The following is a 26752-nucleotide window of genomic DNA, read 5'->3' as shown; positions in this document are numbered from 1 at the left end:
CCCTTACTCGATGATCTCATCTTCAGAGGAAGATGGCGAAATATCAATTTCACCATCATTCGCTAGGGCTTTGATAAGAGCAATCAACTCCATCTGTGCAGCCTCGGCATCACGCAAACGCACAGCCCCCATGCCGCGGATCTCATCCTCTAAAAGCCCAGCAGCACGCTTGGACATACATTTAAAGAACAGCTCGCGTACAGCCTGATTAGCCGCTTTAAGGGCCAGGGGTAGCCGGCTCTTTGCCTCGCCATCGCGGTTGATCGCCGCCATGACGCGCATCATGTCATCAGGGGTGAGGCGTTTGATATCATCAAAGGTGAATTTCAATTTATTCACCTTCTCCATATCTTCTTCACTACGCAAGCCAAGCTTCTCTGTGAGAGAGGCCTCCGTCTTACGGTCGAAGTTGTTATACACCTCCGCCACAAAAGCATAGCTATCGCGCTTGGTGGACCGCCCAAAGGCCATAATCAGCTCTTTACGGAGGGTCATCTCCAAGCTCTCCAGCACATCTTTGCTCACAGGGCTCATATGGAGGATGCGTACAATCACATCGGTAGCGAACTCTTCAGGGAAGAGCGTCAATACACGAGCCACATGCGCTGGGGCGATATAGCTAAGGATAACAGCCACTGTCTGTGGTTGTTCATTCCGCAGATAATTCGCCAAGGTGGCCTCGGGCATGTTACCCATTTTAGCCCAAACGCTCCGCCCTGATGGCCCGCGTATATCCTCCATGATCTTCTCGACCACTTCAGCGGGGAGGGCACGTTTGAGATAATCCTCTGTCGTTTCATAACTACCGACAAAGCCATCTGCACTTGCATATTTCTCTGAGAATTCATTACAGACCGCTTCCACACGGTCAGCCCGCACGATCCCTAAAGCAGCCATTGCTTTGGAGATGTCCCGGACCTCATCCTCCTGCAACGAGCGGAAAATACGTGCTGAACGCTCTTGGCCTAATGCCAGCATCAAAATGGCTGCTTTCTCGCTGCCTTTCATCTCCGCTATTAGCCCAGGGCGCACACTCTCAGACTGAATAGCCGTGGCATCCATCCCGCCATGATTCATTTGCTCTACCATGGTAGCCCTCCTTAGCTTTCAGCCGCTGGTTTGGCCGGCTCTGGCTCGGCCAACCAATTACGGATCACAGCCACTGCATCATCGGGGTTATCTTCAACACGCCGCAGGACACGAGCCAGCGATTCGCGACGCATCTCCCCTTCCACGCCATCAACGCTAATACGGTCACTACGGCTAGCGGCATCCTGTGTCGTACTGCTCGCCTCTGCGTTATCAGCACTGACTTCAGCAGCTCCAACACCAGCACTGCCTGTCTGGCCTTCTGTCTCGGTCCCTTTACGTGCTTTACGTAAAATAGGACCAAGCAACATCGCCGCCGCCCCCAGAAGTAGGAGAATCGGAACAATCCACTCCGCCAGATAAATCATCATCTCTCTGGTAAAGAATGGTGTTGCCTCATGCGGTAGGTCCATCCCGCCATCCACACGGAATGGCATAGACACGACATTAACCTCATCACCGCGTGTCTTGTCATACCCAATGGTTGTTTGCACCAATTGAGTCAGGCGTTTAACCTCAGCTTCATCCAAGGGCTTCCAGGATGATTTACCATTTTTATCAGCCGTGACAGTCCCATCCACCAGCACAGCAAGACTAATCCGCGACACACGTGGGCGTGTCTGATTGATAACGCGCGTCCGCTTGCCAATTTCGTAATTATTCGTCTCATCCGTCCGCTCCTCGCTGGAGCCTGTCCGGTTATTCTGCCCTGCATTTGCATTAGGGAGGTTATTGCCAACGCTGGTGTTCTGATTCGCCTCCGTATTGGCACTCTTATCCGTACTCGTGCTTTGGGAGCGTAACACTTGCTCATTAGGATCGTACGATTCATCGGTCTCATGGATGAGGTCCGTATTCATCGTCACAGCCGCACGTGCCCGCACATGGCCCATACCTAATGTAGGGGTAAGAATATCCTCCACAGCTTGAGCAAGCCGCTGCTCTTCAGCATGGCGTTGCTTCTCTAAAGACGATTCTTGCCCTGCAAGACTATCTGGGTCCCCAGGGCGCGCTAGAACATCCCCCCGCGTATCCACGATGGAAATACCATGCGCCTTCAACCCCGGCACTGCTGCAGAGACAAGATTTTGGATCGCAGAGATGGCATCTTCCGACACCGCTCCAGTACGTCCAACATCCAAAATCACACTCGCTTGCGATGGGTTGGTCTCTGTAGAGAACAGATCACGATGAGGCAGAACAAGATGCACACGCACATTCCGCACACCATGAATAAGACGAATAGAACGCTCTAACTCACCTTCTAAAGCGCGTGTCTCGTCGATCCCTTGCTCGAATTGTGTGCTCGTTAACGTGCCGCTTTTATCAAACAGCTCATAACCAACAATCCCTCCACCGGGCAGCCCCGCCTTTGCTAATAAAAGACGCGCTTCTGCAACTTTATCGGTGGGGACATACAAGGTACGGCCATCCGGCCCCGTATTAGTAGGGATATGCGCTTTGGCAAGATCATCCACCATTTCGGCAGCTTCATTAAGCTCTAGGTCCCCATAAAGAAGGGACATAGGGGCCGTACGATTATGAAAAGCGATGACTCCTAAAGACAAAAGCAAAAGCGTACCAACAATACCCAGAGCAATAAGCCTTACCCGGCCAAGGCTCTTCAACCCTTCTATAATCTGCGGCAAACGAAGCTTATTCAACTGCATATAATGGGTATCTACCTGCTTCTCTCATGCCGGAAGCAGCAATCCCGCCACCGGATTTACCATATAGGCCATCACAATCATGGCAAAACATGCCTTGAACCTCATAAATAGCCTTCATGAAGACCACATGTAAAGCCTATATAAGGTTAATGATTGGTGCTTCTTTTATCCCAAATATCATGGGGTAAAATATTGATTGCTCGGCGGCACTTTCTTTACCGGCATCATAAGACGGTTCGCGTTCTGTTCCGGTGTTAAACCACGTGGGCCTTCATAGGCTTCATGAGCCATATTCGGGGTTAATTCTGGCCGTGCCCAACAATCCACGCCATTCCAACTTTGTGTGCAATAAGGCTGCGGAGGGGGCGTACGCTCTGGTGGGGCGCACCAATCTTCACCCTCCTCTAAATAACCTGCCTGACATTGCCGGCCTGTCACCTTACTGGCCAGATAATCGGGCGCACATGCACTAAGCCCAGTTAAAAGGGGCATAAGCAACCACACTGCCTGCCACGAGCGTGATAATGAACAAGACCGCCCCATGATTCGCTTCTCTATCATTATCCCCTCATTATTGCCGCGATGGTAAAAGCGGCCCACGTTGCGGCACAGCTTCATAATGCACTCGTTCTAACGATTCTGCTCCCACAGCCCCTTCTTGGCCGGGCGGTGATGCCCCCTCCGCCACAGCAGGAATGTTAAGAGCAGGGTGATGAAAATGCCGCACACCTACTAAATATTGAGACACAAGATTCACGCGGTCTGGCGTCATATGCGCCATAATCGCTGAAAGCTTACGTGTGTTCATAGACGCTGCGATGGCTATAAGCACATGTGGGTCCATCACATTAAATACTGCTGCAGCTTCCCCAGGGCGCATCACCTCATAAATACCCACTAAACGCGCCGCTGCCTCTTTAGGGACGAGCTTATGATTATCCACCGTCTCAGAAAAAGCAGCCTTAGACTGGCTCAACACATGCAAGCGCAGCTCTAGCGCCTTACGGGCTGCAGCAAAAATACGCTGCTGCTCCTGCATTTGTTGCTCGGCATCATTACTGGGCAGCCCGTCGTCCTCTGCCTGAACAGGAGAGACCCATAAAACGCCTACACACCATAGCAGCGCAATAACGCCACTATAGTAACGCAGCCACCGGGATTGCTTAAAGCATGCACCCGCCATTAGCCCCCCAACGGTATCTCGGCGTCTTGTTCCGCCTCGGTAATATCAGGCGTTTTAGCCGCCCAATGAGGATCAAGCTCATCATCACCAGGGATCACAATATGTGCATCTTCATGCGGCACACTCCGTGATGTCTCCTCTGCATTTTTCTGACGTGCCTTCCCGTTACGGGACACAGAGATCCTTACATCCCCCTCAAAACTTGCATCTTCATGGATGGCACAACCCGTTGGATTACCCATCTCAATCACACAATCTGAGATACGCGCCCCTGCACCCGCTGTCAGCCGAGGCGTTGTAAAGGTCACCCCTGTTACGTAACCATCAATCGCAACAGAACGCGCCTCAATATGCCCATCTTTGAGAGTGCCTTCCTCCGTGATGCACAAATGGCCAGCCTCTAATTCTGCTTGCTCCACATCACCAGCAATATACAGGCTGCCTTCCACCACACCCTGCACATTCTTTACAACAAGCCCTGCGGGAATAAATCCTTCATGTTGCTTTGTTTCAGACATTCACTCTCTCCCCTTACCCACATCCCACTCTACATGGTGACAGAATGGTCAAAAATTCCTAAACCCTATGCCACCCGCCTAACAAAGGCATATTTATGACATGAAAGCCAATACCACAATATTTAAGCCTTATATAAGGAATAAATCTTAAAAATATCCTTTTAACCCTTAAAATGGCAGAACATTCTCTAGGACTTTCTGCCCATAGCGCGGCTGTTGATATTGCGAGAGCTGACCACGCCCGCCGTAAGAGATGCGCGCCTCGGCAATGCGATCATGCGTGACGACATTATCTTCAGAGATATCCTGTGGTCGGACAACGCCGCTCACCATAATCTGCCTTAGCTCACCATTCACGCGGACTTCTTGGCGAGCTACAACGACAAAATTACCATTCGGCAGAACCTGCGTGATAACACCCGCTAAGGTGATGGTCACAGTATCAATACGCCGGATGGTCCCCGCCCCAGTATTCGCGCTAGAGCTGCTCGTATCCAGCGCATCAGCACTCGTCAGATGAGATAACGCCTTGCCTTTAAAGCCAAATAAGCTCGGGATCCCAAAAACCTCTGATGCACTGCCTGAAGCCGTCGTGTTGTTCGTCACATTAGCTGTATCAGCTACTTGAATCTTGATCGTCAGCAAATCACCCGCTTGGGCAGCACGTTGATCTTTAAAGAAGGCACGGCTCCCCGGCCGCCATAAACTGCCTACCTCCGTCGGCGGGGCCTGAAGCGGCGGGCTAGGCATGGTAATCGGCCGATAATCGGGGGCTTGCGTGGGGTCAGCTGTCCGCGTCATACGGGGGAGATGACCCATCTCGCTCATCCCACTGACCCCTAAACACCCACTCAGCCCCACTAAAAGGCCGGGTACCACACCCACGCGCAGCCATGCCCGCTTTGACCATAAGGACATCATGGGCGGCTTCCTCCATCAAGCATCATGGTGTTGATCCCCAGCCTACGCGCTTCTTCCGAATCAGGAGGAATCGCTGTAGAGGACGCATCAACACGAATCTCGCCCGAGGCACTGACCCGGCCAATCAGAATCATGCGACTACCCAGATTAAGCGCATGGACAAATTGCCCACTCCCCCCGTCTTCTAACGCACGGCCTGTCGCGGTGAGACGAATGCCCGTGCTGTTGTAGCTCAACAAGACAGGGTCTCCGCGATGGACAAGGATGGCACGTCGCAAGTCTGTAGCTTCGACAGGTTGGCCCGCAGCAACTGTCCGCACCAGCGCCATACCAACCATCTTCTCTGGCTCTGGCAAAGAGCGTGCTAACGGCGGTATAGTCCCAGTAAAAGCTGGGTCTATTCGCATATCATCTTGCTGAATGATATGACCTGCTGCCAAAGCATGATCATACACCATAACAGGTTGCACAGGGCGGATGGTTCCACGCAGCGTAAAGCTATCTGCCCCTGCTGTACCAGAAGGATGAGTTGGCTGGACAAGGGCTGTAAAGCGGCCTGTTTTATGGTCCCATTCCAAATTAGAAAGAATAACAGGGTCGGCCTGCCCTTCCTCTACAATAACAGGGGTGAAGCTGGTGATCTCCACCACCACACTGCTTGCCCCCTCATCCTGAGCGACCATCTTGCGCACTAACGCTACAAAATCATCACGCCCTAACACATGCCCAGCACGTGTGAGGGTCAAGCTAGCAGAAGAGGATTGATCATCCCAATCCACACCATATTGATCAGCCAAGGCGATGAGCTGGCTTCCACCAATCGTAACAGCCTTACCAGGCGCAGGAGCTGGACCAAGAAGGCGATCTTGCCCGCTTTCTAGCCCCTCAAAAACATCAGAAAGATAAACCGATGCCCCATGCACAACCCCAGAAGGGCGCAATGTTGCCGCAACCACGTGCTGCGACCATAACAAGCCAACACTCACGCACGCACAAACGCTAAACGCCTTCACTCTACCCATTGTCAGCTTACAAAGAGCTTGCATATGCCCCCGCTCTTAGCGCAGGTTTGTTAGGGTCTGGAGCATCTCATCAGAGGCGGTAATGCTCTTACTATTCATCTCGTAAGCGCGTTGTGCTGTGATTAGGTCCGTAATTTCCGTCACAGCATTCACAGCAGATTCCTCAACGAACCCCTGCCGAATCGTTCCAAAACCGGTCGTCTCTGGGTTACCGATGATCGGATCCCCCGAGGATGTTGTCTCGGTAAAGAGGTTCTGCCCCATAGCGGCTAGACCATTCTCATTTTGGAAGGTCGTAAGCTGAATCTGCCCTGCCACCTGGGAATTCGCCTGACCAGAGAGCGTGTATTGCACCTGCCCTGTCTGGTCGATGGTAATGTTTTCCGCGTTATTAGGGATCGAAATATTCGGTGTGAGAGGATACCCATCCGCCGTCACAATCGCCCCATCTTGCGAGAGGGAAAATGTCCCGTCGCGCGTATAGGCATATTCCCCATTAGGCAATAGGATGCGGAAGTAACCACGCCCTTCCACCGCAAGGTCTAGCGCATTACCAGTTTGAGCCAAGCTACCTTGCTCGTTAATCCGGTAAATAGCAGCAGTACGCACACCCAAACCGACCTGTGCCCCAGCTGGCACACGGTAACCAGTGTCAGAACTCATCGTCCCGACCCGGCGCAAGTCCTGATAAATAAGGTCCTGAAACTCCGCCCGGCGTCTTTTATAGCCTGTGGTCGTCATATTGGCGATGTTGTGAGAGATGGTCTCCACATTGGTGGACTGAGCCTGCATCCCTGTTGCAGCAACATCGAGTGATCTTAACATAAACGGGCATCCTTAGGATTCTGCCACCATCCATATGGCAGGCACAACAAACGCATTACTACGCCTTTCATAAACCGCCACAACATCACTTATCAAGGTTATTTGTATGAATAATTTACAAAAAACCTTATATTGACCTTATTTTATAAGATTAAATTTCCCAAAATCACGTCAATCCAAACCATTTTTAAGGCGTTTTTGATATATAAGCTTTACAAAATCCTCCATTTAATGCCATTACTTCCCCCATATGGCGCAAATGGCCTTTAAGGACCCTTAAATATGGACATAACCGGCTACCTTGCACTAGCCCGCATTGATGCCCTTACGCGCGGGCTTGAAGTCACAACCAATAACTTAGCCAATAGCAGCACGGATGGCTTTAAGGAGCATCGTGTCCTCTTCTCCGACTATCTTTCCCGCCAACATGGGTCTGATTTGGTCAATGGGGAAAAAGTCCTCACTTATAGCCAAGATCGCTCCACCTATTTAGATACCCTCCAAGGCGAACTCCGCCAAACAGGCAACCCATTGGACCTTGCAATTAATGGGCCAGGTTATTTTGTGGTCCGTACACAGCAAGGCCTCCGCCTTACCCGCAATGGCCAGCTGCATCGTAGTGAGGACGGTACGATTGTCGATTCGTCAGGCAATCCCGTATTAGATGACCAACGCCGCCCTATCACGCTCAACGCTGATGACCAGATTCTCCCCCTCGGCGTTGGGGCTGATGGCACCATCTCTACCGAAAAAGGCATTGTCTCTAAGCTTGGCCTCGCAACAGTGGAGAATCCTAATACGCTCCATGCAGAAGGTAATCATCTTTTCCGCCCCACAACGGAGCTTCAAAAGGTCCCAACGCAAGAAATTCGTCAAGGGATGTTGGAATCCAGCAACGTCAATGCGGTGGAAGAAACCACGGCTATGATTAAAACCCAGCGGGAATATGACCTGAATTTTCAACTCTTACAGACAGAATTTACACGCCGCCTTAACGCGATTGATAAAATCCCTGCCGAACCCACAACATAAGACTCTATACAAGGTTAATAGATTATGAAGCAAAATATATTCCTTACGTTTAACTTCATGTAACCCTCAAAGCGTATGTTATGCCTTGATGAAGCAATCTGATAAGCTTCTTATGGTTATTGGCCTTTGGCCGGCCTTAATTAAGCTGGGAGAAAGAACATGAGTCTCGGTCTGTCCCTCAATATCGCTTCCAGTGGCCTTAAAACCATTGAAAACGAACTCGCTACAACATCTAACAATGTCACGAATGCCTCTACCCCTGGCTACGTGGCAGCCTCTCCTACCCCGACTTCCACAGTTGTCTCAGGCATGGGCGTTGGTGTGACCACTGGTAATAATCGTCTTGTTGTCTCTCAAGCGTTGCAGGATGCGCTTTATCGCCAAAATGCACAGGTCGCAGCGCTCACAACTACGAGCAACTCTTTAGCGGCTGTGTCCTCCGTGCAAGGGACAACAACAAGCTCGGACGGCTCCACCGCTATTGGCACGCTCACCAGCAATCTTCAAAATGTTAAGAACGCGTTTGTATCGCTCACTAGCACTCCGCAAGATAGCGCGTCACAAAACACGGTAATCTCTGCTGCCCAAACATTAGTCAGCAACATCCATACGCTCTCCTCCGTTTATCAAGCACAACGCCAAGGTGCGCAGGATGCGGTGACGGATAGCGTCTCAGGCATTAATACCGACCTGACAACGATCGGCCAGCTCTCCCAGCAAATCATGTTGGCACGCTCTTCCCATGCCGATACATCAGACCTTGCAAATAAACGCTATGAGGCTATGCAAAGTCTCTCAAGCAAATTGGGCGTCACCTTTACCGAAAAACCCAATGGAGACATGCTCGTCTCCACACAAGACGGTACACGTCTGCCTACACGGCCTGACCAGCTTGGCTTACCCAATGGGACATTAACTGGCCCTACCTCCACATGGCCACTCTCCACGCAAAGCGCTACGCTAAGCCCCAGCATGTATCACGCCACAGATGGTAGTGATAAAGGTGTACCGGGCATTATGCTCGCTGGGAAAGACATCACCAGCCATCTAACCGGGGGAACGTTAGGGGCGAATCTTACACTGCGTGACCAAACCTATCCGCAAATGCAAGCGCAGCTGGATTCCTTCTCCTACACCTTAATCAACCGCTTTAATGCCGCTGGCGTATCACTCTTTAGCAATGGGACGACACAAAACCTCTCCTCTGACCCGACCCAAACAACACCAAACGGTCTTGTTGGGCTCTCCTCCAAGATCGCAGTGTCTGACGGCTACCTCCAAGCCCCTGCACGCCTAACAGAGGACCTTACCGGCCTTCAGCATTTCAATTTCAAGCCTAATGCTGTTCTCAGCCAAGCCTTTGGGAGCGGGCCTTCCTCTGTGACCAACGGGCTTATTGCCCCTACATCTGGCCTAGGACCTGATGGACAACAATCCACAGGGTATGAAGGCGCACAAAGCCTTACCCAGCTCGCCACAGCTTTAACAGCTAATCAGGCACAAACCATCAGTCAGGCCAATAGCGACCTCACCACGGCGACATCTATTCAAACCTCGCTCTCCACCAAAGTGGCTAGTGTCTCTGGTGTGGATGTTAATAGCCAGATGGCCGCTGTTGTTGCCTTAAAGAGCTCTTATTCTGCCAATGCTAAGGTCGTCTCCATGGTGCAAACCATGTTCGACACACTCCTTAACGCGGTGCATTAAACGCACCGCCCCTCTCTTCACGCCCTTTAATGATAAATAGGAATTCCCCCTCATGAGCATGAGCGTTGGCCAATATGGTGCCTCTGGGACAGGCTTGATCCTCAATGCAGGGATCAAACAAATTGAAGCCGCACAAAGCGATGTCGCTTGGCAAAGTTCACAAGGGACAATCTCTTCCAGTATTGCTGGCCTTGGGAGCAACCGCCAAGCCGCTTTGACCCTCAGCCCTCAAATCTCAGAGTTAAGCGGCTATCAAAGCAACATCTCTACTGTACAAAACCGGCTCTCCCTTGCCTCTACCGGTTTTACACAGATTACCGACCTCGCACAGTCACTCAACACTATGCTGTTGAACATGACCTCCTCCGAGGGAGGCTCCACCACAGCGACAAACGCCGCTGCCGATTCAGCCCAAAAAGGCCTCAACACCTTAGGGACAATCCTAAATACATCTGATGGCTCAAGCTTTCTCTTTGCCGGGAATGATACAGCCGCTGCCCCTGTTCTCTCCCCTTCTGGCCTTTCCAGCAGCACGCTTGCTCAAACAATATCCAAGCAGCTCTCTGGCCTAACTGACACAAATAGCGATGAGATCTTCCAACAAGCCACAACAGCCAGTGCTAATAACGATGCTGGTATGAGTGTGTTCTCATCCATTCTTTCTGTCTCTGCTACAAAAGCAACAGGGTTACGTGCTACAGCCGTCATCGGCCCGAACGATAATGTCATCACAACCGCTCCCGTTGCGACAGAAGGTGTGCAAGCCTCTGAGACCTCCACAGGCTCACCTATACGCGACCTTATGCGCGATATGATGCTGATGTCCGGTATGAAGGGCATGAGCACAACAACACCCGGCTTTACAAAGCTTGTCACCCAAATGCACAGCTCACTAAGCCAGACCATCAATCAGCTTATTGACATGAATACAAGCATGGGGGTGACACAAAACACACTCTCCCGTCAGAAAGGCATCTTCTCCAGCGTTACATTGATGGTAAAGACCCAACTCTCCAACAACTTGGATGTAAATCTTGCTGAGGTCGCCACACGCTCATCCGACCTTAGCCTTCAGCTCAAAGCGTCTTTCTCGCTTATTGCTGATACGAAGAACATGTCCCTCGCTGATTATATCTAAATATCTAACACCCATCCTCTCCTCCCCAAAAAGGCCGCTCTCCCCATAGGAGGCGGCCTTTTTTATAGGATTTGGGCTATAAGATTACAGCTTATCAAACCCCGTAAGAGATAAAGCCTTTACAGCGGCCTCTTGGTCTTGCTCATACGTCCCACCAGAGACCCCAAGGCCACCTATAAGACGGCCTTGATAAAAAATAGGATACCCACCCCCAACAGCCATCAAACGCGGATGACTAGCAAGGGGAGCCATGTGAGACTCTTGCATCAGGCTGTTCCATATATGGGTTGGTTGCCCAAAAGAACAGGCCGTCCATGCTTTATCACAGGCTATTTCCGCTGTCAGAAAGGCCGCTTCGTCAGCTCCCCAAAAGCGCGTAAATGTCCCCCCGCATCCATCACCGCGATGGAAAAAGCAATCTTTTGGGCCGCACCTTCTTTTAGAACCGCCTCGATAAGAGCCTGTGCAGCCTCCCATGTAATCTGCGCTGTTTCCTGCTGGTGTTTTACGGGCATGATAAACCTCCTCTTATGCTTTATGGCCCATTGCACGCTTTACTGCCGCAACAATCTGCGTCGCACCGGGGATATAGGCTTCCTCCAATAATGGGGAGCACGGCACCGGCGTGTGAGGCGCGCTCACCATTTGCGGGGCTGATTTAAGAGAGGAGAACCGCTTCTCGACCACCTGCGCCATAATATCCGTCGCTATATTACAACATGGGTACGCCTCATCCACCGCAACAAGCCGCCCTGTTTTCTCAACCGACTGCAAAACAGCCCCAAGATCAAGCGGAGAGAGTGTACGGAGGTCGATAATCTCCGCCTCGACACCCGCCTTAGCAAGCTGCGTAGCGGCCTCCAGAGCGCGAGGCACCATCGGCCCATAAGTGATGATCGACACATCACGGCCCTCCCGCACATGCTGTGCTGTCCCAAAAGGCACCGTATAAGGGGCTTCTGGCACTGGGCCTGTCATCTCATAAAACGCTTTAGGCTCGCAGAAAATGACGGGGTCTTTATCGCGGATAGCCTCAATCATCAGCCCCTTTGCATCATAAGGCGTGCTCGGGCAGACGACCTTTAACCCCAGAATATGCGTAAAAAGGGATGTCAGCATTTGCGAATGTTGGGCTGCACCATTAATCCCCGCCCCAACCATCGTGCGGATGACCAACGGAATTTCTGCCATGCCACCAAACATATAACGAATCTTCGCCGCTTGGTTTAAAAGCTGATCAAAGCATACGCCCATAAAGTCGATAAACGGCACTTCTGCAACAACGGGCACACCAGAGAGTGCCGCCCCTACGGCAGCCCCAACATAGGCCATTTCCGTTGGTGGGGCATCAATAACGCGGTCGCCATATTTACTATACAGCCCCTTTGTCACGCCAAGGACACCCCCCAGCAATCGACATCCCCACCAGCATCCACACCGCCAGCCGTATCTTGCCCAAAGAGCAAGAGTTTCGGCTCGCGTGCCATTTCTTAGTCCAATGCCTCATTAATAGCGGCTTTTAACGTAAGTTCTCTTGTCATCACTTATCTCCTGTTAATCTGCTTTTTAGTAAGAAACGTACACACCCTCATGCAGGGCACTTAATGCTGGGAACGGGGCTTTAACGGCCTCTTGCACGGCTGCCTCTACAAGCGATTCGACCTCACGATCCACCACCTCAAGCTCTGATGAGCTAAGCCCTTCTTGTACGGCTTGATGGCTAAACCGCTTTCAACAATCCTGATTCGCCCGTGCCTTGGCCACTTCTCCAGTGGGGCGATAAACCTGCGTATCCCCTTCAAAATGACCATAAAAACGTACAGTCTTACATTCCAACAACACAGGCCCATGCCCTGCGCGCATCTGGGCAATCAACTCCCCTGCGGTGCGATAAACCGCAAAGAAATCCAGCCCATCCACCGTTACGGCGGCATACCAAAACCTTTGGCGATGCAGTGACCATGCCCGCGATGTGTACTAGCGATTTGATCCTCGTCTGTTAAATGGCTGCAAATCCCTACTGCCGTAGCCTCTTGCCCTGCATAAAGATGGGCAAAGCCGGGGACGCTGCCCGTTTTATAATCCTCATGCAGACGGTCCTCAAAAACACGAATAGTCTTCATCCGCCGATAAGCTGCCAATAAGACATCATGAGGGATGGGCGTATTTTTGTCGTATTTTCTCTCGTCTTTAGCGTTCATTCTTTCCTCCTAGGCAAAGTATCTGGCACTATCTCAATGCCTGCTGTTATCTCTATGCCTGTTAGAGGAGCAAACGGTAGAAAGATCCTGCGTAAAACTTGCCTTATTTTCCAAATAACGCAGTAGATAAAACAAAACGCCACCGTGAGATCACGATGGCGTTCTGCATTATCAAACCCAAAAGAAGCCAGCCCCGTAGGGCTAGGCCTCCCCCTCTTACTGGAAGAGGGACAGAATGTTCTGGGACTGACCGTTAGCAATGGAGAGGGACTTAATGCCCAAGGATTGCTTGGTCTGCAAGGATGTCAGCTTAGCGGACTCAGCGGACATATCCGCATCAGTCAACGCACCAGAAGCCGCTGTCAGGGAGTCGGCAGATTTCTGACCATAATCGCTCATGGAATCAATAAGCTTCTGCGTAGAGCCAAGGTCAGAAGTGACATTTGTCATTGCCTCAATGGCTTTCTGCGTCTGAGAGATCATTTTGATGAAGCCCTGCTTCGGATCCCCGGCATAAGTATCACTGATACGAGCACCATTCGCTGTTGCCGTGAGGAAGCTATTTACATCAGGGTCCACACCTGGTGTAGCGCTACCGGGTGTTAAACCCAGCATTTCTGTCAAAATATGCCCAACGCCAAAGCCCGTAGTTGCACCAATCATGCTGCCATAGCTGGTCAAGGTTTGCGTATCCCCTTGCAGCCCCGTTACAAAAGTAAGGCTATTAGAGGTAATACCGAGACCATCGGTCGTACCACTCAATGTCCCGCCAGAAAGGAGATTAATCCCCTTGGTTGTCGCATTACGAGCGATTGTATCGATGGACTTCATGTAGCCCGTAATTTCTTTATTCAGCTGGCCCAAAGATGTTTCGTTACCAAAATTATTACCAACACTGGTAACAGCGTTCTGAACATCTTGCAGAATCTTAATAATGCTATTCGCCGCAGAATTCGTGGAACTGACGATCTGAGATGCATAGCTCAGCCCGTCATTAACAGCGTTCTGACCGGAAATATCACCACCAATTTGGGAAGAAATACCAAAAGCAGCCGGGTTATCAGACGCATTAGCGACCTTCTTACCCGTGGAAACAGCGTTCTCCGTCTTAGCGAGATCACTTTGTGTCGTGTTTAATGTCTCCAGAGCGACCATGGAAGACTTGTTCGTATTAATGGAAAGACTCACGGTCTTTTCTCCCTGCTCATCCTACGTCAAGAGCAACGACATGTCGTTGATGGAAGGATAAAAGCACAGAAGCCTTACAGGATTCTTACATTCCCTACAAAAGACACTTTTTATTAAGCCTTAAAAATAAGCTTTTTTGCCCAGCCTATAAAAGCCATCATAAACTTTACCTAAAAAACAAAACGCCACCGTGAGATCACGATGGCGTTCTGCATTATCAAACCCAAAAGAAGCCAGCCCCGTAGGGCTAGGCCTCCCCCTCTTACTGGAAGAGGGACAGAATGTTCTGGGACTGACCGTTAGCAATGGAGAGGGACTTAATGCCCAGGGATTGCTTGGTCTGCAAGGATGTCAGCTTAGCGGACTCAGCGGACATATCCGCATCAGTCAACGCACCAGAAGCCGCTGTCAGGGAGTCAGCAGATTTCTGACCATAATCGCTCATGGAATCGATGAGCTTCTGGTTAGAACCAAGGTCAGAAGTGACGTTTGTCATTGCCTCAATGGCTTTCTGAACCTGGGAGATCATCTTGATGATGCCCTGCTTCGGATCAGCAGCATAGGAACCAGCAAAGCTAGCACCTGTAGCGCTGGCCGTCAGGAAGACGTTGCTTGTCGGATCAGCACCAGCAGAACCACCAGCTGTCAGACCCAGAGCTTCTGTCAGAGTTGCACCCTGAGAAACACCTGTTGTTGCAGCAATCATGCTACCATAGCCGCTGAGTGTCTGTGTATCACCCTGCAAGCCGCTGACGAATGTCAGGCTGTTTGCTGTAATACCAAGACCATCGGTCGTGCCACCAGTAACACCGCCGGAAAGAAGGTTAATCCCCTTCGTTGTTGCGTTACGAGCGATTGTGTCGATGGACTTCATGTAGCCTGTCAGCTCTTTATCAAGCTGGCCGAGGGATGTAGCGTTACCAAGGTTGTTACCAACAGTCGTAACAGCATTCTGCACATCCTGCAGCACCTTGATGATGCTGTTTGCAGCAGAGTTTGTGGAGCTGACGATCTGAGATGCGTAGCTCAGCCCGTCGTTAACAGCGTTCTGACCAGAGATGTCACCACCGATCTGTGCGGAGATACCAAAAGCAGCTGGGTTGTCAGATGCATTAGCGACTTTCTTACCGGTGGAGACAGCGTTCTCTGTCTTAGCAAGATCGCTCTGTGTTGTGTTCAATGTCTCCAAGGCGACCATGGAGGATGTATTGGTGTTAATGGAAAGACTCATGGCCTTTTCTCCCTAGTTCATCTACGTCAAGGCAACGACATTTCGTTGACAAGGAGAATAGACCACAGAACTTTTACAAGATTCTTACAAAGCTTCCCTAAAAATAACCTTATCTCATCCAAGCTGTGTTTGCGGCTGCGACTCACGGGCACGCATATAAGGGCGTGGCCCACGCAACCCACCTGGAGCCGGTACCGTCAAAGAATCGGAAAAATGCGGTGCGACGCCGTCCTCTTTACCAGCATTACCCTCAATTGCCCCATTATCTGTAGGCGTAGAAACCGTTTTCACTTGCTCTGAGAGACGCTGTTGCTTTTCCAATTTCTCTAAAATATCACGCGCCGCTACGATTTGCTCTTTCAAGCCAGTTTCTTGGCTTTCTAGCTTTTCCAGAAGAGCTGTTAATGAATCGGTCGATTCCTGAGCCATTTTATGATGGTCCATCAGGTCTTCCTCAGCATTACGTACACGCTCTAATAAGATAGAAAGACGTTTATCCCCTTGATTAACCTCATGACGCACACGCTCAAACATATGCGTCACTTGCTCTGTTGAGGAATCCAACGTGGAAACCATCTCATTAAGAGCCGTATACGATTCGCGAATCACGCCTAACCGCCGTACAATCAAACGAGAACTGATAATCCCCGCTATAAGGACGATCATCAGGAGGACTTCAATAACGAGCTGACTATTTTCCAGAAACATGATGAGACCCTTCCTGCTCTACCGTATGACGGGCCGCTGGGATCGCCCCAAGAGACGCTAGAAGCTCCGGCGTTAATTCTTCCTCTGGTGGGATAAGCCGCTGATCAATCCGTACAGCTTGCATATTATGCAATCGCCCTAATGTTCCCTCAAAAAGGGGTGTCCCATCACATTCCATACGAACACCATGAGGCGCATCGGCTTTGCACCGTAAGTGAAGAACACTTCCCTTCTTCAACTCTAAAATTTGCGACAACGGGAAGAAGGTCGATTCAAATACGGTAGAAACCGTTACACTTGTCTCCATAATCTCGGAGATGAGGTGATTCTCCCAAATAGAATCGCTACCAAAATTTTCTCCCATAAATTGCTGCGCCAATTTCTCTCGTACAGGCTCAAAAGTGGCATAAGGGATAACAATCTCCATATTGCCACTTCTATCCCCCATATCGATATGAAATTTCGCCGCAATCGCTGCATTAGAGGGGCGAGCAATTACCGCTAAGCTAGAGCTAACCTCCAAACGCTCAAAGGTAAGATCAACCTTACCAACTGGTGCAAATGCCTCAGAAAGATCCGAAAGCGTAATGACTACCAATTTTTCAATCAATGCCCGCTCTAATGCGGTATGAGGGCGATTCTCAATAGCCTTTGCACCACTACCACGTATCGCCCCCATCAAAATATCGACGATAGCGTAAGAGAGGTCCGAATCTAAAATAACAAGGCCATAATTACGCCATTGCTCTGCACGAAACACCGAGAAAAGGGACGATGTCGGCACACCAGACATATAATCCCCAAACCGCAGAGAGCGCATATCCTCCATGGTAATATCGACATTATCATTGGTAAAACCACGTAATGTCGAGGAGAGAAAACGCACAAGCCTATCAAAGACATTCTCCAGCATGGGCATGCGCTCATAGGCCACAAAACCAGCCTTAATGATGCGCTCCATCCCACTTTCCTCCCGCAAAGCGGAATTAGAAAATGTATCGCCCAACATCGCATCAATAGCTGATTGATCTAACGCGCGATCCCCGTTCTGCTCCTCGTCATCCCCATAGCCCGCCGTAGCGCCGGCTCCAACCTCATCCGTCTCTGGTTGATCGGCCTGTACCTGCTCGTCTTCATCCGCCATTGGGTCTTGGTCCACCTTACTGGGTTAGAAGTTCTGTAATGTAGATATTGCTAACATTCACTGGGGCAAACGCAACCCGCAATCGCCGCAATAAAGATTCTCTCAAGCGATAAAAACCACTACCGTGGAGGTCCTGTGGGCGGCTCTCATGCAAGTAAGTTTGGAAAATATCCTCTATCTCCGGCAGGCGCGCCTTCAAAGCGGCTTCACTCTCCGCCCCTTCAAACTCAATACTCGCTGTCATTTTCACATAGACAGTCCGTCCTGCCCCATTGTCCAAATTAGCCGTAGCGGGAGGCACTGCCAGCAAAATACGATTAGCAGGGGCTGCCCCCTCTCCTTTAGCCTCAGCTTTGCCATGCGCTGCAGCCTTCTCCCCCCCTTTACCAAAGGGAAGGAGATGTGCCTGCCATGCACCAACACCACCAGCTATCAAGAGCAAGGGTACCCCTGCCAATAAGATCAGCTTCTTTTTAGAGGTCCCTTTCTGCTCCTCAGCGGCGGGTCCATCCGTCTCAGTTTCAGCAGCTACAGGGGCTTCTGTCTCATCACTCATACAGCCTGCCTACCCTTAACCTTGAGGAACCGGCTGCATGCTCACGCCTTCACCAGCCATAGCGGTCACACCAAAACCTGCTGAAACCGGCATGCTAGACTCCCGCAGCCCTTGGCGATGAGCAGGATCACAAGCATCCTCAGCCCGCGCACCCAACGGAAGAAAAGCCTCCTCATTAAGGCGATACCCCATCCCCCAACTGGTGATAAAAGGCTTTTGAATCCCACGGGAGCGCAATTTCTGCCGGATACGGCACACCATGACATCAATTGTCTTGCTGATGGGCTTCTCCCGCCCTGCATAAAGGGTGGACAAAATCGCAGCCTTGTTAAGCAGGCTCCCCCGACGACGCACCATGAGGGACATAATATCATATTCCCCCTGCGTTAAAGGCAGGATCTCTTCATCCACCAAGACCTCACGCATATCTTCTTTAACAGTCAGACGACCAACATTGATGATCTGACTTGTCACCCCATGGTCCATCACACGCCGCACAATGGCCTTAAGACGGGCTAAAAGCTCAATCGGCCCAACAGTAATTGGCACGCAATCATCCGCACCTGCTGCAAGGGCATCTGCCACATTCTCAGCTGTTAAATTACGCGCGATAATCAAAATCGGCAGGCTAAAACGGTTGTTACGGATCGTTCTGATCAACAACGGGTCTGGGCTTGTCTGCTGGATCACCGCCACATCGGACTGATCATTACGCAAAGCACTCAGGACACCCTCACGGCCAGAGATACGTAAGAAAATACCCCCCTCTGACACCGCTTCTGAAAGAGTAGAACAGGGGCGACCATCCATATTCTTCGGGCTATCACCGACACAGATCAACCGCATGGCAGTTTTCCTTTTTGTCATCGTTTTAACATTTCCCTGCTATCAAGACTTAACGCTAACACGACATTAAAATAACCTTGTAAAATTTAAATGCAATAAGAATATTCCTTTAATTTAAGGCCATTTTATCGCTTTTTAATGGACGTCTTGAGGTTTTCTGCCCTCTTGACGGGGGCGTAGCCATCTATAAAACAAGGCATTAACAAAGCCATAACGAAACGACTCCATCATGACACACTGTCACCTCATCAATGGGGCAAAAGCTTTTGCCCATTCCGCTGGGAAACTAAACCAAACATTACAAGAGCATGCCGCTGCCCTGCTCGTAAAAACTGGTTTTACGATCAGCCAAACCATCATTGAGCAAGGCTATAATCTTGATGATGAGATAAAAGCCTTCCAAAACGCAGATATTATCCTTTACCAATTCCCTGGCTGGTGGATGGGTACGCCATGGCCTCTCAAAAAATATATGGATGATGTTTTCACCGAGGCGCATGGTATTTTTTATAAAAATGATGGGCGTAGCCGCCATGACCCAACCAAGCTCTATGGCTCTGGGGGGCTCCTCCATGGCAAACGCTTTATGGTCTCTACGACATGGAACGCCCCTCTTGAGGCGTTTGAGGAGCCTAACCAGTTCTTCAACGGTGGTGGGATTGATGCGGTTTTATTCCCTTTTTACCGCGCTCATGCCTTCCTTGGGATGGAGCGTTTGCCGACTTTCCTTGCCACTGATGTGATGAAGAACCCTAATCTCCCCGCTCTAAAAGAAGCTTATCAGAAACATATTGAACGTGTCATCTTACCCCTATAGTCTCTAGGGGCTATGCCACACCCCCCTCTTGCTGCCCTGCAAGCGGCTATTACCCCCATTGTACGGGCCCGGTTACCCATACGATATGTGATTTTCTCACATTATATCGTACTGAGACCATAACCGACCCTGTCCTTGTCGTATATGAACCACGCATTTACATCGTCGTGCAGGGGGAGAAGGTCCTCTATTTACATGATCGCCCTATTCTTTACGATGAGAGCCAATATCTCATCTCCACGTTAGACCTCCCCGTCTCTGGGCAAATTACGCGTGCTTCTGCAGCCGCACCGCATCTTGCAGTTTGCATTAGCTTTTCCCCCTCCGAGATAAACGAGATTATACGAGAGAGCCAAACCACCCACACAAACATCCCCTCACCGCACTCTCTTCATAACACCGTTACAACGGCCTATCCTGCTATGGGCCTTAGCAACATCACAGATAACATCCTCCATGCGCTCCTTCGCCTTGTTAACCTCCTAGACCCAGATAAAAATTCTCATTTTTTAGCCCAACTTTATAAAAAAGAGCTTCTTTATTATTTTCTACATGGCCAACAAGGCCATGTTTTGCGCGATATTGCCCAAAGCCATAGTGATCTTTCACGCATTAACCGAGCGCTCAATTACCTTCGCCACCATTTCCACGAACATTTTGAGATGAATACGCTCGTCACCATCGCAGGAATGGGACAATCCACCTTCTATAAACGTTTTAGCGAGCTTACCGGCATGACGCCCGTCCAATATCGGACGAAACTCCGCCTCCAAGAAGCACGCCGTCTTATGGTGCATGAAGGCACTAAAGCCGCTCATGCTGGTTTTTTAGTAGGGTATGACAGCCCTTCCCAATTCAGCCGCGATTATAAACATATCTTTGGTCGCCCTCCCCATGCGGACCTCCAACATATCCGCACAATCGGTATTGAGGCGTATAAACGCCAGCATGAGGATGTCTGGTTCTAACGCAGGGCTGCCATTAACTCTACTGCGTTGAACATACAGCCATTCCTCCATAAGCTGCTAAAAGCTTACAGGCTCAAAATTATAACACTGCCTTTGATGAAGGATCGTGGCTATGCGTACTGTCGGTTTTGCCTGCACCTCCGCTGAGGATACACTCAACCCCTTCCATTTTGACCGCCGCAACCCTCGCCCCAACGATGTTGTGATGGAAATTCTCTATTGCGGTGTTTGTCATTCCGACCTGCATTGGGTCCGCAATGACTGGGGCCATACACCCTACCCTGCTATACCAGGCCATGAGATTATTGGCCGTGTCATCGAGACAGGCCCGGATGTAACCCGCCATAAGATTGGCGATATTGTAGCCGTCGGCTGCATGGTCGATAGCTGCCAAAATTGTGACCAATGCCGCAAAGGGGAGGAGCAATATTGCCGCGAGGGGCAAAAGCATCCCATCGGCATGAATGGTGTTTATGGCGGTATTGATGTAGTGGACAACACCCCCAATATGGGCGGTTATTCCAAACATCTTGTTGTCCGGCAGGAATTCGCCCTTAAAGTCCCCAAAGGGTTGGACATCTCCAAGGCAGCACCGCTCCTTTGTGCGGGCATCACCACATGGTCGCCCCTACGCACCTGCCAAGTAGGGCCGGGTACGCGCGTTGCTGTTATCGGCCTTGGCGGGCTAGGCCAAATGGCTGTAAAACTAGCCGTAGCACTCGGTGCGGAAGTTACTGTCATTTCCCGCAGTGATAAAAAACAACAAGACGCCCTCGCCATTGGCGCTGACAAGCTTTTAGCATCCAGCAATGACAAGGCCATGCAGGCAGCCGTCAATAGCTTCGACCTCATTATTGATACCATCCCTGTCGAGCATGACATCACCCCCTACCTCCCCTTATTGGATGTAGATGGGACATTCTCCATGGTGGGGCAGATTGGCCCATTACCTACCACCACCACCCTACCGCTCGTCTATGGTCGTCGTCGTATTACTGGTTCCCTCGTTGGCGGCATCCGTGAAACGCAAGAATTGCTGAATTTCTGTGCCCGTAAAAACATCCTGCCCGACACCAAAACCGTTGCCATGCAGGATATTAATGACGTTTTTAAAGAACTCGAAAAAGGCGATACGCATTATCGCTTTGTCATTGATATGAGCACGTTAAAGGCTGACTAAACGACTTCACCTGCCCCGCCATATTGGTTGGCGGGGCAGTACCTTTTTAGACGCCTTCTAAAATTGCCCGCACATAAGGCCCAGTGCGGCTAGCAGGGTCCTGCGCTACATCCTCTGGTGGACCAGCAGCAATAATCTGCCCGCCTTTCTCCCCACTGCCGGGGCCAATATCAATCACCCAATCACTCGCCGCAGCAACACGCATATTATGCTCGGTCACAACCACGCTATGGCCTTGCTCCACAAGCGTTTGCAGCTGCCCTAAAAGCCGGTCTGTATCTGAGGGATGCAACCCTGTTGTGGGCTCATCCAAAATATACAGCATAGGGGCTGACCGCCGCTTTTGCAGCTCTGTCGCCAATTTGAGACGCTGCGCTTCCCCACCAGATAGTTCCGGCGCGGGCTGACCAAGGCGAAGATACCCTAACCCAGATTGCACCAATGTATCTAACCCACGGGCCAAGATCCCCTCGCCTGCAAAGAAGCTACAAGCCTCATCCACTGTCATTGCCAACACATCAGCGATGCTTTTATTCCGCAGCGTGATGGCGAGAACCTCATCCTTATACCGTGCCCCATGACAAACCGGGCACGGGGCCTCCACACCGGGCATAAAAAGCAACCCGACCGAGACCGTCCCCAACCCCTCGCAATGCGGGCATCGCCCTTTTGCGACATTGAAGCTAAAGCTACTTTCATCCAACGTTGCCGCGCAGGCAGCATCGGTTGCAGCAAAAAGCTTGCGAATATGGTCGAAAATACCCGTATATGTCGCCAGATTAGAGCGTGACGTCCGCCCAATGGGCTTTTGCGTTATCACAGCCAGACGCTTCACATGCTCCAACCCTGCGATAATCTGCCCTTCCGGCTGCGCCTCCACAGCCTCACCCACTAGCGGTGCGGTCTCATCATCCTCTTGCCGCTCATCCGCTTCCTCAATCGTCTGACCCAGCGCACGGCTGACCAAACTCACAAGGGCCTGACTCACCAAGCTCGACTTACCGGAGCCAGATACACCCGTCACGCTCACCAACACACCCAGCGGCAACTTTAACGAGAGATTCTGCATGTTCCGCCATGTGATGTTCTCTATCTGAAGCCACCGCTCTATAGGCCGCCTAGAGCCACATTCCAAAGGTGGTGGAGCAAATAGATAAGGCCGCGTACGGGAGGCCTCCACCTGCCGTAAACCATCCGGCGGGCCGCTATAAAGCACCTGCCCCCCATGACGGCCCGCACCGGGGCCAATATCCACAAGCCAATCAGCATGACGCATCACCACCGGGTCATGCTCCACAATAAGGAGGGAGTTCCCCGCCTTGGGCAAACGGCCTAACACATTCAAAAGCGATTCAATATCCGCAGGATGCAGCCCTGCGGCAGGCTCATCCAACACATAAGCCACACCGAACAAAGCGGAATGAACCTGCGTACCCAGCCGCAAGCGTTGATACTCACCGGGGGAGAGACTATCCACAGCGCGGTCCGTTTGAAGGTACCCTAGCCCCAGCTCCAACAAAATCTCCAACCGCTTCATTAAAGCCGTGCCAATCTCCTCAATCACACGGCCTTGAGCATCACTCAGTTGATTTTCTGCAAGCTGCTCCTTCAACACATGATAAAGCTGCTCTAAAGGCAGGTGAGACAGGGCCGCAATATCCTGCCCCCCAAAGGTCACAGCGAGAGCCTCAGGCTTTAAACGCGCCCCATGACACACAGGGCAGCGCGTCGCCTGCATGAAGGATGCCGCACGGGTGCGCATTTTTGCACTTTTAGAACCATGGAAGCTCTGCATCACATAGCGGCGCGCACTAGCGAAAGTTCCCTGATAGGTTGCAGGCTCTCCCCGTTTGATAGCCGCTTGGCTCTCAGCATAATTCAACCCCCGATAGATAGGCTCGGTTGGGGTTTCATCCGTATAGAGTATCCACTCCCGGGTAGCTTTGGGCAGGTCTTGCCATGGTGTGTCGAGGTCTATCCCGCGCATCATAAGGATGTCCCGCAAATTCTGCCCCTGCCACGCACCGGGCCAAGCCGCTACGGCTTTTTCCCGCAGGGTCAAGGTCGGATCGGGTACCATCTTTTCTTCCACAACATCATAGAGCCATCCCGTACCTTGGCAACGCGGGCACGCTCCCTGCGGGGTGTTCGCGAAGAAGTCGTCACTCTCCAGCATAGGCGCATCGGCGGGATAGGTACCCGCACGGGAATAGAGCATCCGCAATAAGTTAGAGAGCGTTGTCACACTCCCCACAGAGGACCGGCTGCTTGTCCCCGCCTGCTGCTGAAGCGCAATGACAGGCGGTAGCCCCTCGATATTACGGATTTTTGGCGGGGGCAGCTGATGGAACAAACGCCGCGCATAGGGGGCGACTGTCTCCAAATAACGCCGCTGTGCCTCGGCATACAACGTCCCAAATGCCAGAGAGGACTTCCCCGACCCAGACACCCCCGTAAACACCACCAGACAACCCCGTGGAACCTCCAACGAGACATCCTTTAAATTATGCTCTTGCGCGCCTTCTATACGGATCATACCCGCCGCTCCCCAATGGTCAGAGTGGCCATACGCAGACTGATCCTTTGATGATGACATCTTGGCCATACATCCTCCTAACCATTGACTAAGATTGCGAAGAGATTAACATATCGTTTACCAATGTAGCTCTGCCGCAATCACATGCTAGCTCGTGCCTAGAAGGCTTCACCGCTTTGTATTCAGAGACGGAACGCTACTTTATGTACGTGAGGAAACACATATTCAATATGACTAAAAAATACAACTGGGCCGGTCCAAATAAATATATCGCAACACTCCTTAACCAATATTGTTACGGCACTAATAAGCCCCCTTTTGCTTTAATGATTGATGGTCCACGTGGTTGCGGCAAAACCTGGCTTGTAAAACGCTTTTTCGCCAAACGTAAAAAAGAACATACTACCAATACCGCCCTTAATGTCATCTATGTATCCCTCTCTGGAATTCAGGATGCTAATGACCTTACAAAAGCTATTTACGCCTCAATGCACCCTTTTTGGGGTAAAAAAGTTGGAGAATTAGGTAAAGTCCTCTTTAAAGGTTTACTTAGTAATACATTAAATATCAATCTACACCCCACAAAACAAAATAAAAAAGACCCAGCCATCCTTTTAGGGACCCCTACCCCAAAAGGTCATAAAAAAAATATCTTTAAAGACCGTATCTTAATTTTGGATGATATAGAACATGCAAAAATGCCTATATCCGATATATTGGCCCTCATACATCCTTTAGTAGAATCACGTGAAACCCGTGTGATCCTCATAGCCCATGAGGAAGATATTGCAGCCAATAATGATGAAGAAAAATATCGTTATAGTCGTATAAAAGAAAAAACAATCTACCTTACATTATCCGTCCGCCCAGATGTCCGCAGTACATGGAAGGATACATTATCCCGCACCCCAGAAACAGCTTTCACAAAGTTTTTATTAAAACATGAAGATCAATTCATCACCTTTATAAATGCAACAAGAGTAAGGAACCTTAGAACACTATCCTTCTTCATAACATTTGGGAGTGCTTTATTCACTTTCTTTAAGAAACATTATGATTGCAAGAAATATGAACAACAAATTATTGATATCCTCTATTTACTCTATGGGCTTATCATAGAAAAATGCCTCCATAAAAGAAGTTTAGCCCAGATTTGTGAAATCTTAGACTTTAATATGCATTTTTATCTTGAAGATAATCATCATGAAATTGATCGTTATACGGAGACGGAAAAAGCTTATTTAACAATGGGCAATAAGCCTTATTTCCAGCGTTTTCAAATCTATTATAATGTATATCCCATCCTCTATAATATGCTTGATGATGGCAAACTAGATGAGGCCGCCTTAAAAAATATAGCCTCTTATTTCTTCCAAGATGATGAAACACCCTCATGGCAACAATTATTATTTTATGAACATGAGAACCATCTAAAAGAAAAAGGGAACGCACTCGTTTATAATTTTCTTCATGACTTCCAAAGCACTATGGCACGGGATGATGAAGAGGTTCTCCATATATGCGATCTTTACCTCTTCTTGCACAAATTAGGTGTTACCAACGGAGATCCTATCTCTAAATTACAAGACTATATTATCCGTTATATTGATACCCTCTCTTTAACCGAAAAAGACCTTACTTATCCACCGCATCATCTTTCTGGTCATCAAATTAGCAACTACATTTCCACAGATAACGATACTGACCTACTGTTTGACATTAAAAACTTCTTTCTATCGAAGAAAGAAGAATTCTTTAGGGCAAATATTCCACCTCTTCTTGAGAAAATCATTGCCCATAAAAATGCTGCCTTCTTAATCCATGGTGTACAGAATAAATATCCTTACTTACGTGAAATGCCTTATCTCCATCTTATTAGCCCCACCCTTTTTATAGAAAAACTGGCAGACCAAACGGCTATTTCTCAATATCTCATTTTCTCATCGCTTAATAAGCGATTCCAAAAAACGCTCCTTGCATCCGATCCCCTCTCCCGTGAGAGAGAATGGTTTGAACACCTCACACAATCTCTCGAACGAGCCATGGACAACCCGGATACCGATCCCCTCTCCAAAGAGGTGCTCAGTCGAAATATCGAAACCTTGCAACAGGCTTGAGCGCACAACGCCAAGCCAGCAAATCCAACATAATTTTCCAAGAAAAACACCTGGTGGAGGGGGTTGGATTCGAACCAACGTAGGCGTACGCCAGCGGATTTACAGTCCGCCCCCTTTAGCCACTCGGGCACCCCTCCGTACTCAGGTTGGGCGTG

25 protein-coding genes, 1 tRNA gene and 1 pseudogene are annotated in these 26752 nt (G+C 50.1%); 7 read left to right on the top strand and 20 right to left on the bottom strand.

Translation table 11 applies throughout. The features are described 5' to 3' along the window. Nucleotides 1–3: 3 nt before the first annotated feature. The 8 genes from NQF64_RS06740 to flgG form a co-directional block, all read right to left on the bottom strand. Complete coding sequence (locus NQF64_RS06740) at nucleotides 4–1089, bottom strand: flagellar motor switch protein FliG (RefSeq protein ID WP_180794225.1); 1086 nt, start codon at nucleotides 1087–1089, stop codon at nucleotides 4–6. An 11-nt stretch (nucleotides 1090–1100) separates the two neighbouring features. After that, complete coding sequence (gene fliF / locus NQF64_RS06735; RefSeq protein ID WP_257875150.1) at nucleotides 1101–2759, bottom strand: flagellar basal-body MS-ring/collar protein FliF; 1659 nt, start codon at nucleotides 2757–2759, stop codon at nucleotides 1101–1103. 177 nt (nucleotides 2760–2936) lie between these two features. Next, on the bottom strand, nucleotides 2937–3320 hold the full coding sequence (locus NQF64_RS06730; RefSeq protein WP_257875151.1) for a hypothetical protein: 384 nt from the start codon (nucleotides 3318–3320) through the stop codon (nucleotides 2937–2939). Between the two features lie 10 nt (nucleotides 3321–3330). Next, entirely contained in the window at nucleotides 3331–3942 is a 612-nt protein-coding gene (locus NQF64_RS06725; RefSeq protein ID WP_266106893.1) for a MotE family protein, read from the bottom strand. Beyond that, complete coding sequence (locus tag NQF64_RS06720; RefSeq protein ID WP_099026925.1) at nucleotides 3942–4460, bottom strand: bactofilin family protein; 519 nt, start codon at nucleotides 4458–4460, stop codon at nucleotides 3942–3944. Before NQF64_RS06720 ends, NQF64_RS06725 begins: the two co-directional genes overlap by 1 nt. Before the next feature lie 168 nt (nucleotides 4461–4628). Further along, nucleotides 4629–5381: a flagellar basal body L-ring protein FlgH gene (gene flgH, locus NQF64_RS06715; RefSeq protein WP_099026926.1), complete on the bottom strand. Its 753-nt coding sequence runs from the start codon at nucleotides 5379–5381 to the stop codon at nucleotides 4629–4631. After that, entirely contained in the window at nucleotides 5378–6394 is a 1017-nt protein-coding gene (gene flgA, locus NQF64_RS06710) for a flagellar basal body P-ring formation chaperone FlgA (RefSeq protein WP_266106892.1), read from the bottom strand. Before flgA ends, flgH begins: the two co-directional genes overlap by 4 nt. Before the next feature lie 45 nt (nucleotides 6395–6439). Next, on the bottom strand, nucleotides 6440–7228 hold the full coding sequence (gene flgG / locus NQF64_RS06705; RefSeq protein ID WP_099026928.1) for a flagellar basal-body rod protein FlgG: 789 nt from the start codon (nucleotides 7226–7228) through the stop codon (nucleotides 6440–6442). A 282-nt stretch (nucleotides 7229–7510) separates the two neighbouring features. On the opposite strand from flgG, the gene flgF reads away from it, so the two are divergent. From flgF to NQF64_RS06690, 3 genes are all read left to right on the top strand, one after another. Continuing rightward, nucleotides 7511–8260, top strand: a complete 750-nt coding sequence (flgF, locus tag NQF64_RS06700) for a flagellar basal-body rod protein FlgF (RefSeq protein ID WP_099026929.1) — start codon at nucleotides 7511–7513, stop codon at nucleotides 8258–8260. Nucleotides 8261–8419: 159 nt separating this feature from the next. Beyond that, entirely contained in the window at nucleotides 8420–9967 is a 1548-nt protein-coding gene (gene flgK, locus NQF64_RS06695; protein WP_266106891.1) for a flagellar hook-associated protein FlgK, read from the top strand. Between the two features lie 52 nt (nucleotides 9968–10019). Further along, nucleotides 10020–11105 carry a flagellar biosynthesis protein FlgL gene (locus NQF64_RS06690; protein ID WP_099026931.1) on the top strand — a complete coding sequence of 362 codons (1086 nt, stop codon included), beginning with the start codon at nucleotides 10020–10022 and terminating at the stop codon, nucleotides 11103–11105. 84 nt (nucleotides 11106–11189) lie between these two features. Here the strand turns inward: NQF64_RS06690 and NQF64_RS08985 are convergent. The 10 genes and pseudogenes from NQF64_RS08985 to NQF64_RS06640 all read right to left on the bottom strand — a co-directional run bounded on the left by NQF64_RS08985 (nucleotide 11190) and on the right by NQF64_RS06640 (nucleotide 18979). After that, nucleotides 11190–11620 (bottom strand): annotated as a pseudogene (locus NQF64_RS08985) (GlcG/HbpS family heme-binding protein). A gap of 13 nt (nucleotides 11621–11633) precedes the next feature. Then, nucleotides 11634–12497, bottom strand: coding sequence for an alpha-ketoacid dehydrogenase subunit beta (locus NQF64_RS06675; RefSeq protein WP_457851391.1), 864 nt, complete (start codon nucleotides 12495–12497; stop codon nucleotides 11634–11636). A gap of 339 nt (nucleotides 12498–12836) precedes the next feature. Continuing rightward, complete coding sequence (locus tag NQF64_RS09045) at nucleotides 12837–13025, bottom strand: thiamine pyrophosphate-dependent enzyme (RefSeq protein ID WP_457851390.1); 189 nt, start codon at nucleotides 13023–13025, stop codon at nucleotides 12837–12839. A gap of 2 nt (nucleotides 13026–13027) precedes the next feature. Continuing rightward, nucleotides 13028–13306, bottom strand: coding sequence for a thiamine pyrophosphate-dependent enzyme (locus NQF64_RS09040; protein WP_457851389.1), 279 nt, complete (start codon nucleotides 13304–13306; stop codon nucleotides 13028–13030). A gap of 216 nt (nucleotides 13307–13522) precedes the next feature. Then, the gene (locus NQF64_RS06665) at nucleotides 13523–14494 is read right to left on the bottom strand and encodes a flagellin (protein WP_099026934.1); all 972 of its coding nucleotides are present in this window, start codon (nucleotides 14492–14494) and stop codon (nucleotides 13523–13525) included. A gap of 262 nt (nucleotides 14495–14756) precedes the next feature. Then, complete coding sequence (locus NQF64_RS06660) at nucleotides 14757–15725, bottom strand: flagellin (protein WP_266106889.1); 969 nt, start codon at nucleotides 15723–15725, stop codon at nucleotides 14757–14759. A gap of 114 nt (nucleotides 15726–15839) precedes the next feature. Then, the gene (locus NQF64_RS06655; RefSeq protein ID WP_099026936.1) at nucleotides 15840–16433 is read right to left on the bottom strand and encodes a hypothetical protein; all 594 of its coding nucleotides are present in this window, start codon (nucleotides 16431–16433) and stop codon (nucleotides 15840–15842) included. Next, the gene (gene fliM / locus NQF64_RS06650; protein ID WP_099026937.1) at nucleotides 16417–17577 is read right to left on the bottom strand and encodes a flagellar motor switch protein FliM; all 1161 of its coding nucleotides are present in this window, start codon (nucleotides 17575–17577) and stop codon (nucleotides 16417–16419) included. The genes NQF64_RS06655 and fliM overlap by 17 nt, the downstream gene beginning before the upstream one ends. A gap of 16 nt (nucleotides 17578–17593) precedes the next feature. Continuing rightward, on the bottom strand, nucleotides 17594–18133 hold the full coding sequence (locus NQF64_RS06645; protein ID WP_099026938.1) for a flagellar basal body-associated FliL family protein: 540 nt from the start codon (nucleotides 18131–18133) through the stop codon (nucleotides 17594–17596). 15 nt (nucleotides 18134–18148) lie between these two features. Then, nucleotides 18149–18979, bottom strand: a complete 831-nt coding sequence (locus tag NQF64_RS06640; RefSeq protein ID WP_180794226.1) for a response regulator transcription factor — start codon at nucleotides 18977–18979, stop codon at nucleotides 18149–18151. Nucleotides 18980–19208: 229 nt separating this feature from the next. Between NQF64_RS06640 and NQF64_RS06635 the strand changes: the two genes are divergently transcribed. The 3 genes from NQF64_RS06635 to NQF64_RS06625 all read left to right on the top strand — a co-directional run bounded on the left by NQF64_RS06635 (nucleotide 19209) and on the right by NQF64_RS06625 (nucleotide 21944). Beyond that, entirely contained in the window at nucleotides 19209–19796 is a 588-nt protein-coding gene (locus NQF64_RS06635; protein ID WP_266106888.1) for an NAD(P)H-dependent oxidoreductase, read from the top strand. Then, nucleotides 19793–20764 carry an AraC family transcriptional regulator gene (locus NQF64_RS06630; protein ID WP_323670701.1) on the top strand — a complete coding sequence of 324 codons (972 nt, stop codon included), beginning with the start codon at nucleotides 19793–19795 and terminating at the stop codon, nucleotides 20762–20764. Before NQF64_RS06635 ends, NQF64_RS06630 begins: the two co-directional genes overlap by 4 nt. A gap of 112 nt (nucleotides 20765–20876) precedes the next feature. Next, nucleotides 20877–21944 carry an NAD(P)-dependent alcohol dehydrogenase gene (locus NQF64_RS06625; protein WP_266106887.1) on the top strand — a complete coding sequence of 356 codons (1068 nt, stop codon included), beginning with the start codon at nucleotides 20877–20879 and terminating at the stop codon, nucleotides 21942–21944. 46 nt (nucleotides 21945–21990) lie between these two features. Here the strand turns inward: NQF64_RS06625 and NQF64_RS06620 are convergent, their stop codons facing one another. Continuing rightward, complete coding sequence (locus NQF64_RS06620) at nucleotides 21991–24540, bottom strand: excinuclease ABC subunit UvrA (RefSeq protein WP_407651828.1); 2550 nt, start codon at nucleotides 24538–24540, stop codon at nucleotides 21991–21993. 170 nt (nucleotides 24541–24710) lie between these two features. Between NQF64_RS06620 and NQF64_RS06615 the strand changes: the two genes are divergently transcribed. Then, the gene (locus NQF64_RS06615) at nucleotides 24711–26597 is read left to right on the top strand and encodes a P-loop NTPase fold protein (RefSeq protein ID WP_266106886.1); all 1887 of its coding nucleotides are present in this window, start codon (nucleotides 24711–24713) and stop codon (nucleotides 26595–26597) included. A 51-nt stretch (nucleotides 26598–26648) separates the two neighbouring features. On the opposite strand, the gene NQF64_RS06610 is transcribed toward NQF64_RS06615, so the two are convergent. After that, nucleotides 26649–26734, bottom strand: a tRNA-Tyr gene (locus NQF64_RS06610). Nucleotides 26735–26752: the final 18 nt, after the last annotated feature.

This window comes from Bombella saccharophila (assembly GCF_026385475.1).
Taxonomy (GTDB): domain Bacteria; phylum Pseudomonadota; class Alphaproteobacteria; order Acetobacterales; family Acetobacteraceae; genus Bombella; species Bombella saccharophila.
Note: the sequence above shows the minus strand (reverse complement) of the source record. Positions and strands in the feature narration are given on the sequence as shown.

Bases quoted from the DNA above. Each gene is read 5' to 3' on its own strand.
- NQF64_RS06740 (WP_180794225.1), bottom strand. From the start codon at position 1,089: ATGGTAGAGCAAATGAATCATGGCGGGATGGATGCCACGGCTATTCAG.
- fliF (WP_257875150.1), bottom strand. From the start codon at position 2,759: ATGCAGTTGAATAAGCTTCGTTTGCCGCAGATTATAGAAGGGTTGAAG.
- NQF64_RS06730 (WP_257875151.1), bottom strand. From the start codon at position 3,320: ATGATAGAGAAGCGAATCATGGGGCGGTCTTGTTCATTATCACGCTCG.
- NQF64_RS06725 (WP_266106893.1), bottom strand. From the start codon at position 3,942: ATGGCGGGTGCATGCTTTAAGCAATCCCGGTGGCTGCGTTACTATAGT.
- NQF64_RS06720 (WP_099026925.1), bottom strand. From the start codon at position 4,460: ATGTCTGAAACAAAGCAACATGAAGGATTTATTCCCGCAGGGCTTGTT.
- flgH (WP_099026926.1), bottom strand. From the start codon at position 5,381: ATGATGTCCTTATGGTCAAAGCGGGCATGGCTGCGCGTGGGTGTGGTA.
- flgG (WP_099026928.1), bottom strand. From the start codon at position 7,228: ATGTTAAGATCACTCGATGTTGCTGCAACAGGGATGCAGGCTCAGTCC.
- flgF (WP_099026929.1), top strand. From the start codon at position 7,511: ATGGACATAACCGGCTACCTTGCACTAGCCCGCATTGATGCCCTTACG.
- flgK (WP_266106891.1), top strand. From the start codon at position 8,420: ATGAGTCTCGGTCTGTCCCTCAATATCGCTTCCAGTGGCCTTAAAACC.
- NQF64_RS06690 (WP_099026931.1), top strand. From the start codon at position 10,020: ATGAGCATGAGCGTTGGCCAATATGGTGCCTCTGGGACAGGCTTGATC.
- NQF64_RS09040 (WP_457851389.1), bottom strand. From the start codon at position 13,306: ATGAACGCTAAAGACGAGAGAAAATACGACAAAAATACGCCCATCCCT.
- NQF64_RS06660 (WP_266106889.1), bottom strand. From the start codon at position 15,725: ATGAGTCTTTCCATTAACACCAATACATCCTCCATGGTCGCCTTGGAG.
- NQF64_RS06655 (WP_099026936.1), bottom strand. From the start codon at position 16,433: ATGTTTCTGGAAAATAGTCAGCTCGTTATTGAAGTCCTCCTGATGATC.
- fliM (WP_099026937.1), bottom strand. From the start codon at position 17,577: ATGGCGGATGAAGACGAGCAGGTACAGGCCGATCAACCAGAGACGGAT.
- NQF64_RS06645 (WP_099026938.1), bottom strand. From the start codon at position 18,133: ATGAGTGATGAGACAGAAGCCCCTGTAGCTGCTGAAACTGAGACGGAT.
- NQF64_RS06640 (WP_180794226.1), bottom strand. From the start codon at position 18,979: ATGCGGTTGATCTGTGTCGGTGATAGCCCGAAGAATATGGATGGTCGC.
- NQF64_RS06635 (WP_266106888.1), top strand. From the start codon at position 19,209: ATGACACACTGTCACCTCATCAATGGGGCAAAAGCTTTTGCCCATTCC.
- NQF64_RS06625 (WP_266106887.1), top strand. From the start codon at position 20,877: ATGCGTACTGTCGGTTTTGCCTGCACCTCCGCTGAGGATACACTCAAC.
- NQF64_RS06620 (WP_407651828.1), bottom strand. From the start codon at position 24,540: ATGTCATCATCAAAGGATCAGTCTGCGTATGGCCACTCTGACCATTGG.
- NQF64_RS06615 (WP_266106886.1), top strand. From the start codon at position 24,711: ATGACTAAAAAATACAACTGGGCCGGTCCAAATAAATATATCGCAACA.